At 70.4% G+C, this 13,151-nt stretch carries 14 protein-coding genes and 1 tRNA gene; 6 read left to right on the plus strand and 9 right to left on the minus strand.

The genetic code is table 11. The annotated features are described in order from the left end of the window. The first annotated feature begins 189 nt into the window (after positions 1-189). A complete protein-coding gene (locus EDF23_RS06975; protein ID WP_148067652.1) occupies positions 190-1,026 on the plus strand; it encodes a site-specific integrase in 837 nt (278 codons plus the stop codon). Beyond that, positions 1,023-2,852, plus strand: coding sequence for a hypothetical protein (locus EDF23_RS06980; protein WP_131921213.1), 1,830 nt, complete (start codon positions 1,023-1,025; stop codon positions 2,850-2,852). Before EDF23_RS06975 ends, EDF23_RS06980 begins: the two co-directional genes overlap by 4 nt. A gap of 244 nt (positions 2,853-3,096) precedes the next feature. Here EDF23_RS06980 and EDF23_RS06985 read toward each other — a convergent pair. Next, positions 3,097-3,168 (minus strand) — tRNA-Gln (locus EDF23_RS06985). A gap of 79 nt (positions 3,169-3,247) precedes the next feature. Here EDF23_RS06985 and EDF23_RS06990 point away from each other — a divergent pair. Continuing rightward, positions 3,248-3,742, plus strand: coding sequence for a MarR family transcriptional regulator (locus tag EDF23_RS06990; RefSeq protein WP_131921214.1), 495 nt, complete (start codon positions 3,248-3,250; stop codon positions 3,740-3,742). 10 nt (positions 3,743-3,752) lie between these two features. Continuing rightward, positions 3,753-4,193, plus strand: a complete 441-nt coding sequence (locus EDF23_RS06995) for a VOC family protein (protein ID WP_131921215.1) — start codon at positions 3,753-3,755, stop codon at positions 4,191-4,193. A 6-nt stretch (positions 4,194-4,199) separates the two neighbouring features. Here the strand turns inward: EDF23_RS06995 and EDF23_RS07000 are convergent, their stop codons facing one another. From EDF23_RS07000 to glp, 8 genes are all read right to left on the minus strand, one after another. Next, positions 4,200-6,047: an ABC-F family ATP-binding cassette domain-containing protein gene (locus EDF23_RS07000; RefSeq protein ID WP_131921216.1), complete on the minus strand. Its 1,848-nt coding sequence runs from the start codon at positions 6,045-6,047 to the stop codon at positions 4,200-4,202. Positions 6,048-6,300: 253 nt separating this feature from the next. Beyond that, entirely contained in the window at positions 6,301-6,975 is a 675-nt protein-coding gene (locus tag EDF23_RS07005) for a hypothetical protein (protein ID WP_131921217.1), read from the minus strand. Positions 6,976-6,977: 2 nt separating this feature from the next. After that, positions 6,978-7,376 carry a PLDc N-terminal domain-containing protein gene (locus EDF23_RS07010; protein WP_131921218.1) on the minus strand — a complete coding sequence of 133 codons (399 nt, stop codon included), beginning with the start codon at positions 7,374-7,376 and terminating at the stop codon, positions 6,978-6,980. After that, the gene (locus EDF23_RS07015; protein WP_131921219.1) at positions 7,373-8,050 is read right to left on the minus strand and encodes a hypothetical protein; all 678 of its coding nucleotides are present in this window, start codon (positions 8,048-8,050) and stop codon (positions 7,373-7,375) included. Before EDF23_RS07015 ends, EDF23_RS07010 begins: the two co-directional genes overlap by 4 nt. After that, entirely contained in the window at positions 8,047-8,430 is a 384-nt protein-coding gene (locus tag EDF23_RS19475; protein WP_207895461.1) for a molybdenum cofactor biosynthesis protein MoaE, read from the minus strand. Before EDF23_RS19475 ends, EDF23_RS07015 begins: the two co-directional genes overlap by 4 nt. Positions 8,431-8,498: 68 nt before the next feature. After that, positions 8,499-9,011, minus strand: a complete 513-nt coding sequence (locus tag EDF23_RS19480; protein ID WP_207895454.1) for a molybdopterin-binding protein — start codon at positions 9,009-9,011, stop codon at positions 8,499-8,501. Continuing rightward, positions 9,008-9,523 (minus strand): cyclic pyranopterin monophosphate synthase MoaC, encoded by a 516-nt coding sequence (gene moaC, locus EDF23_RS07025; RefSeq protein WP_131921220.1) that lies wholly within the window; start codon positions 9,521-9,523, stop codon positions 9,008-9,010. The genes EDF23_RS19480 and moaC overlap by 4 nt, the downstream gene beginning before the upstream one ends. Beyond that, on the minus strand, positions 9,520-10,746 hold the full coding sequence (gene glp, locus EDF23_RS07030) for a gephyrin-like molybdotransferase Glp (protein WP_131921221.1): 1,227 nt from the start codon (positions 10,744-10,746) through the stop codon (positions 9,520-9,522). Before glp ends, moaC begins: the two co-directional genes overlap by 4 nt. A 105-nt stretch (positions 10,747-10,851) precedes the next feature. On the opposite strand from glp, the gene EDF23_RS07035 reads away from it, so the two are divergent. Beyond that, entirely contained in the window at positions 10,852-11,802 is a 951-nt protein-coding gene (locus EDF23_RS07035; protein ID WP_131921222.1) for an MTAP family purine nucleoside phosphorylase, read from the plus strand. Next, positions 11,799-12,869: an NAD-dependent epimerase/dehydratase family protein gene (locus EDF23_RS07040; RefSeq protein ID WP_131921223.1), complete on the plus strand. Its 1,071-nt coding sequence runs from the start codon at positions 11,799-11,801 to the stop codon at positions 12,867-12,869. Before EDF23_RS07035 ends, EDF23_RS07040 begins: the two co-directional genes overlap by 4 nt. Positions 12,870-13,151: the final 282 nt, after the last annotated feature.

Below are 13,151 nucleotides of genomic sequence, written 5' to 3' on the forward strand. Positions count from 1 at the left end.
GACGCGTTCCCACAGCTCATCCCACTTCGCCTGCATAGGCCGGGCATGCCTAGCCAGATCCCCCGGTCACCGCGTCAGTACATCACCGCGATGCTGCGCGCCCTCCTGTCGTTCCTCACGCGCGGAGGAACACCGGTGAAGTACGTTCCGACGTTCGCGGAGGACCGATGGGACGTTGTCCGGGAATTCGTGGTCAGCGCAGTCGCCGAGGCGGCAGCGTCCATTGCTCAGCCCGCCGACCGACTCATCGTCATTGCGGCACCGTTCGTCGACTGGGTCGTTAACGTCAACGGGTACCCGGCGAAGACCGCCGTCGTGTTCCACCCCGTCATCATCCGGCGCTACATCACCCGCACCGACGTCACCTGGTCGGACACCACGCGTCGCACATACCGGTCCTCTCTGATGCGCATGTCCGAGGTCCTCGTCGGCGAGGTGCCGCTGAAGTTCGCACCGACGACTCCGCAGAACACCGCAGCACCCTACGACGACCTAGACCTGCACCTCCTCGAGAGCTGGGCGACGGGCCAGTCGACCGCGGCGCGGCGCCGCAGCGCCGGCGTCGTCCTCGCACTCTGCACTGGAGCGGGGCTCAAAGCGAACGAGCTCCTCCAGACCCGCCGCCGCGACATCCTCGCTGACGCCGGCGGTGTCCTCGTCACTGTCAACCCGGGAGCCCGGACCGTTCCGCTCCTGGCCCGCTTCGAAACGCTCCTGCTCAACTCCATCGCCGAGGTCGAGCCGGAGCACTGGGTGTTCGGATCCCCGAAGCGCGTCAAGCACGGCATCAGCACGCTCACCACGTTTCTCTACGACACCGATCGTGGCAACGAGCCAGACCCCGTCACCACCCGCATGCGGAACACGTGGCTCATCACCCACCTCATCGCCGGCACCAACATGCGTGCCCTGATGACCGCCGCCGGTGTCACGAAGTTCGAGCACCTCGACCAGCTCGTCGCCCACGTTCCCGCGCCCGACACTGCTTCCTACCGTCGTCAGCTCCGTGCGGAGGTCGCACGATGACCGCGCCGAAGCCGAAGCATCACGACTTCGACGACGCCGAACGGTGGATGCAGGACGACTTCGGCATGAAGATGTCGACATACATCCGCATCGGTCAGGCCTTCCCCCTTGAGCTGGCGACGTTCGAGACCGTCCGCCTGTTCGACAGAGCGTGCATTCGAGCGCGCATCGAGCGCTGGAAAGCGGAAGACCGGACATCCGACCGAGGCCGGAAGGCGTTGATGTCGGAGACCTCCGTGCTCATGCTGATGTTCATCACGATGCGAGCTCGGCGGAGCGTCAGCATCCAGCAGATGACGGAAGTCGCGATGTCCCTGACGACGTCACAGCGTGAAGCAATCGGCATCCTGAAGTTCACCCCACACCAGGACACCCTCTACCGCCGCATCTGGGAGGCAATCAAGCGGCTCCGGAAGCTCATCGACCGACACCCCGGCCCTCGCCGCAACACTATGACCGACGCAGAACGCGCGGCGGCCATTGCGGAGCTGCGCGACCCGGTGGAGATGGCGAAGCGCGCAGCCCGCATGCTCGAACTCACGAACCAGCTGATCGAAGGATCTGTCCAGTTCCTCAACCGTGAAGTTCGCCGGCGATTCAAGGGCGCGATTGCCATCGATGCCACATTCGCGGAAGTCTCGGGCAAGCAGAAGAGTGCCAAAAACATCAAGCCGGGCGACAAGGTCTCCACGAACTACGACTGCGGTTGGTACGGCCGCCAGGGCAGCCACGACCCTGACCATGACGGTGGCGATAAGTACGCGTTCGGATGGGAGCTCGAGTACGCGGTCATGACCCGCGACCCGAACGAGACTGAGGCGAGCTATCCCCTGCTCTTTCTCTCGACCAGCGGTCACAAGCCTGGCGCTCTCACAGGGCACGGCTTGTTCCTCTACCAGTCTGCCGTCGAACGCGGTCACCCCATCAAGACCGTTGTCGGCGACTGCGCCTACTTCCCAGGAGCGAAGCCCGAGGACTTGCAGCGCCCTCTCGCGCAAGCAGGCGTCAAGGTCGTCATGGACTACAAGAACGAGGAAGAAGAGCTCGGTCAGCAAGCGTTCTACGCAAGCGCCGATGGCCGGCACAACCTGGTCATGGTCACGGGTAGCTGGCACCTGCGGTTCATGCCAGCCGCCCTCATCGACGCCGAGAAGACCTACCTCGACTACCTCAAGACCATCACGAGCAAGCCCGAGGCCGAGCGTTCCATACTTCGAGACGAAGCCCATGCGCTTCTCCGTCAGCGCCGCAAGGAGCGCTCCCGCTACCGGCTCATCCCCCGTAGCGGTTACGACGCCACCGGCGCGCGCCAGTACTCCTACCCGGAGTTCACCGACCCGAAGGTCTACGACGCAGAGTCCGACACCTGGATCGACGTTGTCATCCCGGGCAAGACCGTGAAAGTCCCTGGGGTTCTCAGCGACAAGAACGGCGACAAGAACCAGAACCACCTCAAGTACGGTCAGGAGTACGAGTACAAGTCCGATGTGTGGCGCGCCTGGTTCGGCAAGCGTAACAACGTCGAGAACGGCAATTCGTGTCTCAAGGACGCGGACCGCGAGGCGCTCGGGGTTCCGATGAAGCGACGCATGCGTGGCCCCTGGATCGTCGAGATGGCCGGCGCCATGGCAGCAGCGAGCGCCAACATCTCCCGCATCATCGACTGGCTCAAGGCCCGCCTCGCTCTCCGTGGGATGAACCGCATGAACCGCTCGAGCGCCGCGCTCTTCGAGCCCGGCCTCGAAAGCCTCACGGTCGAAGAGCACGATCGTCGCAACCCGTTCAACCGACTTGCAGAGATAGAGCAACTCAGACTCATCGCGTAGCGCACTGCTCGCTCCGAACTGAACATCGACCCTCCTGACGGCCGCCCTGGCCGCGGTACCCCCTGCCCGTTTGTCGGGCAGGGGGTGCTGTCGTTGGCACAGAGCACCTTGGGCCAAGGGGTGCAGTCGCATTCGACGTCTCGCAGTTCGTCCCCGGGGTGCTCAATCCGGTTTTCACGGCACCAAGCTCCCCCAGCCGCGAAAAGTCTCAAACCGAACGCCGAAAACTCGGATCACCCCTCGGCTCCGCCTCCAGGATTCGAACCCGGACCTAACGGCACCAAAGGCCGTCGTGCTGCCATTACACCAAGGCGGAACGCACCCGTGGGTGCACGTCCATCCTCCCATGACCGGCGAGGCTGGCCGTCCGCTCCGGGTTCGGCCAAGATGGAGGGATGCCGCACCAGGACGAGGTCGACCGGATCGTCGCGGCGTGGGGTCGTGAGCGCGCCGATCTCGACTTCGGGCCGCTCGAGGTCCTGTCCCGCGTCGACCGGCTCGCGCGGCACCTGGACCGCGCCCGGCGAGCGGCGTTCGATGCCGGTGACATGGAGCCGTGGGAGTTCGACGTGCTGTCCGCCCTGCGGCGTGCGGGTGAGCCGTACGAGCTGAGCCCGAAGACCCTGCTGCAGCAGACCCTGGTGTCGAGCGGCACCATGACGAACCGGGTCGACCGTCTGACGGCGCGTGGGCTCGTGGGGCGTCGGACGGACCCGAAGGACGGCCGCGGCATCCTCGTGTCACTGACCAGCCAAGGCCGGATCGCGGTCGACGCGGCCATCGCGGACCTGCTGACGGCGGAGCGGGACATCCTGTCCGGGGTGTCCGACGCCGAGCAGGACCAGCTGGCCGGGCTGCTCCGACGACTCATCCTGGGCCTCGGGGACTAGTCTCCGGCCCATGCACGCGATCACCCTGGCCGTCGCCGACGTCGCACGATCGGCGGACTTCTACCGCGCCCTGCTCGGGATCGAGGGCAGCGGCGTCATCGGCACCGAGTACCCGCCGACCGAGACCGAGGCGGGTGGCACCACGGCGATGTTCACCCTGGACGACGGTCTGATCGTCAGCGTCTACGGGCGGGACGACATGGCGAAGGACTCCGGGGTGGCACTCGCGACGGTACCGAGCAGCACGATCGGGCACTTCGTCGACAGTCAGGCCGACGCCGAAGCGTTCCTCGACCGGGCCCGGATCGCCGGCGCGACGATGCTCGCGGCGCCGTACACGCGGCCGTGGGGCATGTGGTCCGGCTTCTTCCAGGACCCGGACGGCCACCTGTGGGAGGTCGTCGCGAACCCCGGCGGCGGGGCCCCCGAGGATGCGAAGCCAGCGGAGTAGACCCGCTCAGACCCCGAGCAGCTCCGCGACCTCGAGCCAGCGCTCCTCGAGCTGCTCGATCTCGGCCTCGTGCGCGGCGAGCTTCGCCTGCAGCTCCCCGAGCCCGGCGTAGTCCGACTGGTCGTGGGTGGCGAAGTCGTCGAGCAGCTTCTTCCGGTCCGCGCCGACCTTCGCGATCTTGCGGTCCAGCGCCGACATCTCCTTCTCGGCGGTGCGCCTGTCCGCACCCGACAAACCGGGCGCGGCAGGGGCAGTCGACCCGGCCACAGCACCGGCCGAGCCGGTCCCGCCAGCGGTGTCGGGCCTCCCGGCAGACGCGGCGGCAGCCGCAGAAGCGGTCCCGCCACCGGTGCCGGCCGCACGCAGCCGCATGTACTCGTCGACGCCGCCGGGCAGGTGCCGCAGGTGCCCGCCGAGCACGGCGTACTGCTGGTCGGTGACGCGCTCGAGCAGGTACCGGTCGTGGGAGACGACCAGCAGGGTGCCCGGCCAGGTGTCGAGCAGGTCCTCCATGGCGGCGAGCATGTCGGTGTCGAGGTCGTTGGTGGGCTCGTCGAGGATCAGCACGTTCGGCTCGTCGAGCAGGATGAGCATGAGCTGCAGGCGGCGCTTCTGCCCACCGGACAGGTCCTTGACCGGCGTGGAGAGCTGCTCCGCCGTGAAACCGAGGCGCTCGAGCAGCTGTGCTGGCGTCATCTCCTTGCCGTCGGCGACGTAGCTCGTCTTCTTGCGGGCGACGACCTCGCGCACACGGTCGTTCGCGAACTGGGCCAGGTCGGCGAGCTGCTGGTCGAGGATCGCGACCTGCACGGTCTTGCCGGTCTTCACGCGGCCGCTCGTCGGCGCGAGCGTGCCCGAGACGAGGTTGAGCAGCGTCGACTTGCCGGCACCGTTCGGGCCGAGGATGCCGGTCCGCTCCCCCGGTGCGATGCGCCACTCGATGCGGTCGAGGATCTGGGTGCCGTCGAACGAGACGCTGACGTCGAGCAGGTCGACGACGTCCTTGCCGAGGCGGGCGGTCGCCGTCTTCGCCAGCGCGACCGTGTCGCGGATCGGCGGGACGTCGTCGATCAGGGCGTTCGCCGCATCGATGCGGAACTTCGGCTTGCTCGTCCGGGCCGGTGCGCCGCGGCGCAGCCACGCGAGCTCCTTGCGGGCCAGGTTCTGGCGGCGCTGCTCGCTCGCCGCGGCCTGCCGGTCGCGCTCGACGCGCTGCAGGATGTACGCCGCGTAGCCGCCCTCGAACGGGTCGACGACGCCGTCGTGGACCTCCCACGTGTCGGTCGACACCGCGTCGAGGAACCACCGGTCGTGCGTCACGACCACCATGCCGCCCTGGTTCGACGACCAGCGACGGTTGATGTGCTCGGCGAGCCACTGGATGCCCTCGACGTCCAGGTGGTTCGTGGGCTCGTCGAGGAACAGGACGTCCCAGTCGCCGACGAGCAGCCGCGCGAGTGCCACGCGGCGACGCTGGCCACCGGACAGCTCGTCGACGCTGACGTCCCACGGGATGTCCGACACCAGACCGCCGATGACGTCGCGGATCTTCGGGTCGCCAGCCCACTCGTGCTCTTCGAGGTCGCCGACGACGGTGCTGCCGACGGTCGCGCCCTCGGGCAGGATGTCGCGCTGGTCCAGGTAGCCGACGGTCAGACCCCGGCGGTGCGTGACACGGCCGTCGTCGGGTTCGAGGCGCTGGGACAGCAGCGCGAGGAGGGTCGACTTGCCGTCGCCGTTGCGTCCGACCACGCCGATCCGGTCCCCCTCGTCGATGCCGAGGGTGACGTTGTCGAAGACGACCTTGGTGGGGAACTCGAGATGCAGGTTCTCGGCGCCGAGGAGATGAGCCACGCGTCAAGGGTAGGCGGCGTGGCGGGGTGGTCGGTGCGGGGGCGTGATTCGGGTGGTCCGGCCGGGGCCGGGCGGGTGGGCGGCCGGTGCGGGGCCGGGCGGGGCCGGGCGCACGGTGCGGGCTTGTTCGAGTGGTGCGAGGTTGACCGCTCGGTGCGAGGTTGTAGCGGCGCACGGAGCGCACAACCTCGCACCAGCCGATGGACCGCGCACGGTGCGTCGGCGCACCGGCGCGTCGGCCTGGAGGCCCGGGTCAGCTCCCCGGGGCCGGTTCGGCTCCGGCGCGGGGCTCGGTCTCCTGCAGGAACGCTCGCCACTGCCGCCGCTTGCGGACGGTCCAGAGCAGCATCGCGAAGAAGAACACGGTGAGGAGTGCGTACAGCAGCCCGAACCACGTCATCCAGTTGAGCAGGAGCTGGGCGAACGCGAACGGCGTCCACCCGAGGGCGAGCCAGAACGTCGATGTCGATTGGCTGAGTCGACGGCCGGCGAGCGTGACGAGCGCGGTCCGGTGCTGCGGGTCGGCGGGCCGCTGCCCACGAGCCATGCGCTCGATCCGTCGGCGGTCGGCACGGAGAAGCCCGAACGTTGGGTCAGAGATCGCGCTCTGGAACTGCCCACCGCCCCGGACGATGGCGATCACCCAGCAGACCGGGCCAACGATCATGAGCGGGACGATGACGAAGAACGCCCAGTCCGGCAGGCCACTTCCGGTCGAGGGCAGCTCGAAGCGCGGCAGGTGTTCGGCGCTCAGCCACCCGGCTGCAACCGCGGCGACCACGGCCAGCACGATCCAGATGACCCGCCGGACCATCGAACGGCGGACACGCGGTCCGACTGGCGCCCCCGCGAGACGGTCCTCCACCTGCTGCCAGGTCTCCTCGGAGACCGTGGCTCCGGCGAACTCATGCGGGGCCGGCGTGGACACGATCAGCTCGCGGGGGCGGTGTCGCCCTCGCCCGCGGCTTCCTTGGCACGCTTCAGGCGGGCCTGCGCCTCCCAGTACTCGATCTCGCGCTCGAGTTCGGCGAGCTCCTGCTCCGTGCCGCTGATGCGCTTGGCGCCGTGGGCGTTGCGGGCATCGCCGAGGGTGGCGTACCGGTCCTCGTGACGGGCGGGTTCGATGTAGCGGCCGTGGTTCCGTTCGCCCGGAGCCCAGTCGTGGCCGATGGCGAACCAGACGATGCTGCCGACGACGGGGACCAGGATCACGAGGATCACCCACGCGATCTTCGGCAGGCCGCGGATCTGGTCGTCTGTCTTCGTCAGGATGTCGATCAGGGCGAAGACCAGCAGGATGACGGTGATCCCGGGCAGCAAGACGCTCATGTTCGCGATTCTATGGATCCGCTTGGAGTCTCACCATTCCCCGAACGAGCGTCGTGGTTGCGAAGGTGCACAGGGTAGGCGTCGAGGTACCGGCGGGCGAGCACCGCGGACCGTGCCGTCAGAGCGAACTGCCCCGCGGCGACGATGCCACCCGCCAGGTAGACGGGCCAAAGCGTGAAGCCGGAGAACGCGACCGCCGCCCACACGGCGACGAGCCCCACGGTCAGCTGGAGACCGGGGCCATCGGCGAGTTCAACGGCTCGAGCCCGCACGATCGCCAGCCGGTCGGCGGGGGCAGCGCGCTGCCCGGTGGCAGCCGCGGTCACCGCGCGCTGCTCGCGTTGCTGCAACGGCGCGAGCACCGGCGCGGGACGAGCTCCCACCCCGTTCCGTCTCCGGCGGATGCCGACCTGCACGGCCTCACTGAGACCGGCCACGAAACCCAGTGCGGCGACCGCCGCCGAGAGGGCGAAGCGCGGGTCGGAGCCAGCGGGCAGGACGATCGCCCCGACGCCGAGCACTACCAACACCAGCACGATCGCCAGGACGAACCAACGGACCTGCAGGACAGCGCCCGGGGACTTCGCCGAGACGGCGCGAGCGCGTTCCTCGGACTCGCCCCAGCGGCGTTCCACCGCCGTCGGTTCCGCGTTCGGCCGTTCGGCAGATGTCACAGCGCCGCGACCCACTCGTCGGACCCGTCCGTGAACCGCTGGTGCTTCCAGATCGGCACCCGCTCCTTCACCAGGTCGACGAGCTCGCCGCACGCCGCGAACGCCTGCGCCCGGTGCGACGACGCCACGGCTGCGGCGAGCGCGACGTCCCCGATACCGAGCGACCCGACGCGGTGCAGTACGGCGATCCGGACGTCGGGGTGGGCGTCGGCGACGGTGCGGGCGACCTCGGCGATGACGTCGCCGGCGCTGGGGTGTCGCTCGTAGTCGAGCGCGGTGACGCCCTTCCCGCCGTCGTGGTCGCGGACGACGCCGGCGAAGGTGACGACGGCACCGTCCTGGTCGGTGGCGACGACGGCGGAGACCTCGTCGACGGTGATCCCCCGGTCGACGACGTCGGCGAGGACGACGCGCGCGTCCGGTGCCGGGGACGGCGCCGGCGACGCGCTCACGACGCACTCCGCGGCGCGTGGCCCTCGCCGTGCACCTGCGCGAGTACGTGCTCGACCAATCCGTCGAGCACGGCCAGTCCGTCCGCCACCCCGCCGCGCGACCCGGGCAGCGTGACGATCAGGGATCCGCCGGTGCTGATGCCGGCGATGCCGCGGCTCAGCAGTGCGGTCGGACCGGCCCCCGCGAGCCCGCGACGACGGACCTCTTCGAGGACACCGGGCAGCTCCAGGTCGATGAGGGGCGCGACGGCCTCGGGCGTCCGGTCGGTCGGGGTGACGCCGGTGCCCCCGGTCGTGATGACGATCCGGGCCCCGGCCAGCAGTTCGGCGGTCACGGTCTCGGTGATCGCCCCGCCGTCGGGGACGATCACGGGCTCGGCGACGGTGAAGTCCCGCTCGCGCAGCCACCCCGCGATGACGGGCCCGGTGCGGTCGAGTGCCGGATCGGCGGCGGCCTGCGTGGACACCACCACGACGGCGGCACGGCCCCAGGTCGGCTGCGAGGTCATCGGTTGCTCCAGTCTCCGGACCGACCGCCGTGCTTCTCGAGCACTCGGACGTCCGTGATCGAGGCCGCCCGGTCGACGGCCTTCACCATGTCGTACACGGTCAGCGCGGCGACGCTCGCGCCGGTCAGCGCTTCCATCTCGACGCCGGTGCGCGAGGTCGTGCGGACCGAGACCTCGATCAGCACGCGGTCGTCGGCACCGGTGATGTCGACCTGCACCCCGGCGATGGGGAGCGGGTGGCAGAGCGGGATGAGGTCGGAGGTCTTCTTCACGGCCATGATCGCGGCGATGCGGGCGGTGCCGATGACCTCGCCCTTCGGCAGGGAGCCGTCGAGGATGTGAGCGACGACGTCGGGCCGGGTGACGAGCGTGGCGGTGGCGGTCGCCGAGCGGTCGGTGACGTCCTTCGCGGACACGTCGACCATGTGCGCGGAGCCGTCGGCGCGCACGTGCGACAGCTCGGCCGCGTCGGACGGATTGACCTGATCGGACGTGGCGGTGGGTTCGGTCATCGGAGACTCCAGACGGTCAGGACGTCACCGGGTTCGACGGCGTCGACCCCCACCGGGACGTGGACGAGGTGCGTGGCGGCGGCGTAGTGCGCGAGCAGGTGGGAACTCGGTCCGCCCACGAAGTGGACGACCCCGTCGGCCACCCGTCCACGCCGAACCTGGTGCTTGCCACCCGGTGACTGCGCAGCCGAAGCAGCGGGCAGGTGCAGCACGGGGCGGTCGGCCGGCAGCCCGACGAGGGGTGCGAGCAGCGGACGGAGGAAGACCTCGAACGAGACGAGCGCCGACACCGGGTTGCCGGGGAACGACACCACCGGCACCGGTCGACCGGCGAGCTCCACGCTGCCGAACGCCTGCGGCCCGCCGGGCTGCATCGCGACCGGGGTGACGGCGAGCCCGCGGGGTTCGAGTGCCTGCCGCACGACCTCGTACGCACCGGCACTGATGCCCCCGGTGGTGAGCACGAGGTCGGCCCAGTCCCCCACGGCGTCGTCGAGCTCGGTGACGAACGCGTCGACGTCGTCGGGGACCCGGACCGTGCGGGACGAAGCACCGACCTCGGCGAGCGCCGCCTGCAGCGCGATGCCGTTCGCGTCGCCGATCGTCGCCGCGTCGGTGTCGGCTCCCTGCAGCTCGGACCCCGTCGAGACCACGAGCACCCGCAGGGGTCGACGGACCTGCACGGTGGACACACCGGCGGACGCGAGCGCGCCGAGCAGGGCTGGGGTGATCGGCGCACCGGTCGGAGCGATCGACGCACCGAGGGCCAGGTCGCTGCCGGCCGCCCGCACGAAGGTGCCCGGCACGAGGTCAGCGGGCACCGTGACGTGCCCCAGTTCGAGCGCAGCCGGGAAGGACCCCGGCGACGTGGCCTCCACCGGGAAGACGGCATCGGCGCCGTCGGGGATCCGCGCGCCGGTCATGATCGGTGCCGCTGTGCCGGCGGAGAGCGGTGCGGGGACGACCCCGGCGGGGATGGGCGCGACGACCCGGACGTCCTGCCCGGCATCGGCCACCCGGACGGCGAAGCCGTCCATCTGACTGTTGTCGAAGGGCGGCAACGGGACCGGTGAGGCGACGGGTGCAGCGAGCACGCGGTGCCCGTGACCGGCACGGCCGTCGACGGCCAGGTCGTCGATCCGCCACGACGCACCCCCGAGGCCCGCCAGGACCGGCGCGAGCAGCGCTGCCAGGTCGTCGCGGTGCTGACCGATCGTTCGCACAGGTGCCTCCGAACAGGGATGGTGTCGCCGCTCCCGGTTCGTCCGGGGCCGGCGTCAGTAGCGTATCCAGCGCGCAGACCGCGCCGACGACCTTTCGGAGGACCTGTGGAGAACGACGAAGCCGTGACGATCGGTGTCATCGGGGGCTCCGGCCTCTACCAGCTGTTCGAGGAGGGGACCGCCGAGGAACTGGACGTGCCGACGCCGTTCGGCCCGACGTCGAGCCCGATCAGCATCGGCACGATGTCCGGCCGTCGGGTCGCGTTCCTCACCCGGCACGGTCGTGAGCACTCCGTCGCCCCGCACCGCATCAACCACCGCGCGAACCTCTGGGCGCTCCGCTCCCTGGGCGTCCGCGCGATCGTGTCCTCGAGCGCCGTCGGTGGTCTGCACCCCGACTACGCCCCGGGCACCTTCGTCGTGACCGACCAACTCATCGACCGCACCTTCGGCCGCGCGGACACGTTCTTCGAGGACGACGTCCAGCACCTGTCGTTCGCCGACCCGTTCGACCCGACGCTGCGCCGTGCCGCGGTCGACGCGATCGCCGCACTCGACGTGCCGTTCCGTCCGACCGGCACGTGCGTCGTCATCCAGGGCCCCCGCTTCTCGACGCGCGCCGAGTCCGTCTGGCTGCGCGAGGCCGGTGGCCACACCATCAACATGACGATGACCCCCGAGGTCCCGCTCGCCGCCGAGCTCGGCATCGCGACCGTCAACCTGTCGTTCGTCACCGACGCCGACGCCGGCCTGGCCCCGACCGAGGACGAAGCCGCAGCCGCAGCCGCAGCCGCCCACGCGGCCACGGCGGACGCAGCGGCCACGGCGGGCACAGCGGCCACGGGCGACGCAGCCGACGACGCCGGCGCACCCGTCACCCACGCCCTCGTGATGGAGCGTCTCGCCCGCGCCAACGAGGTGATCGTCCGCGCCATCGGCGGGATCGTCGGCGCGATCCCCGCCGACTTCACGCCGCGCGAACTCGTCCCGGCGAGCGCCAGCGCCAGCATCATGCAGACCCAGCCCACCGCCGCGACCACGGGACCCACCGCATGACCCGCCTGCTCGTCACCGGCGGCGCCGGCTTCATCGGCTCCGCGATCGTCCGCCGCGCGCTGGCCGACGGCCACGAGGTCCGCGTCCTCGACTCCCTCCGCGACGACGTCCACGGCGATCCCGGCGAGGTCGTGCGCGCGCACCAGCAGCAGGGCATCGAGTTCGTGCACGGCGACGTCCGCGACCGGGTCTCGCTCGACGCCGCGCTCGACGGCGTCGACGTCGTCTGCCACCAGGCCGCCAAGGTCGGCCTCGGCGTCGACTTCCAGGACGCCCCCGACTACGTCTCGTCGAACGACGCCGGCACCGCGTACGTCCTCGCCGGCATGGACCGGCACGACATCGGCCGACTCGTCGTCGCGAGCTCGATGGTCGTCTACGGCGAGGGCGCCTACACGACGTCCGACGGCGAGCCCGTCCGTCCGCCGGCCCGCCGCCGCGAGGACCTCGACGCCGGTCGCTTCGACCCGATCGGCCCGGACGGTCATCCCCTGCTGCCCGGACTGATCGACGAGTCCGCCGCGCTCGACCCCCGCAACGTGTACGCGCAGACGAAGGTCGCGCAGGAGCACCTGGCCTCGAGCTGGGCGCGCGCGACGGGCGGCCGGGCGATCGCGCTCCGCTACCACAACGTCTACGGACCCGGCATGCCCGCGAACACCCCCTACGCCGGTGTCGCGTCACTGTTCCGCTCGGCGCTGGCCCGCGGCGAGGCCCCGCGCGTCTTCGAGGACGGCGCGCAGCGTCGTGACTTCGTGCACGTCGACGACGTCGCCGGAGCGAACGCTGCCTCGATCGCCGCGACCGCTGACCTGCCCGCCGACTCGTTCCGCGCGTACAACGTCGGGTCCGGCGTCGTGCACACGATCGGCGACATGGCCGCGGCGATCGCGGGCCCCGACGGTCCACAGCCGGTCGTCACGGGTGAGTACCGCCTGGGCGACGTCCGCCACGTCACGGCGAGCTCGGACCGCATCGCCGACGAGCTCGGCTGGCGCGCCGAGGTCGACTTCGCGGCCGGCATGCGCGACTTCGCGACCGCTCCCCTCCGGAGCGCCGTCCAGTAGCCCCACTTCGTGAGCAGGAATGGTCGGGTCGCCGGACGCGACCCGACCATTCCTGCTCACCAAGCGAGCGCACCGCGCGCCCCGCGCGCCCCGCGCCCAGCGCAACCACGCGGCGGACGCGACCCGACCAGAACGCCCGCCACGGGCCTCCCGTCCGCTTGTCCCCCGTTCTGGGGACCCCGCCCCGAAACAGTGCGCTGACTGACCATCGGGTACAGATTTCCTGTACCCCGACGCGTGTCGTCGTGTTACGTCGAGTGCATGACAGGACACACCCGTCGA

This window comes from Curtobacterium sp. PhB128, from assembly GCF_004340725.1.
Classification (GTDB): domain Bacteria; phylum Actinomycetota; class Actinomycetes; order Actinomycetales; family Microbacteriaceae; genus Curtobacterium.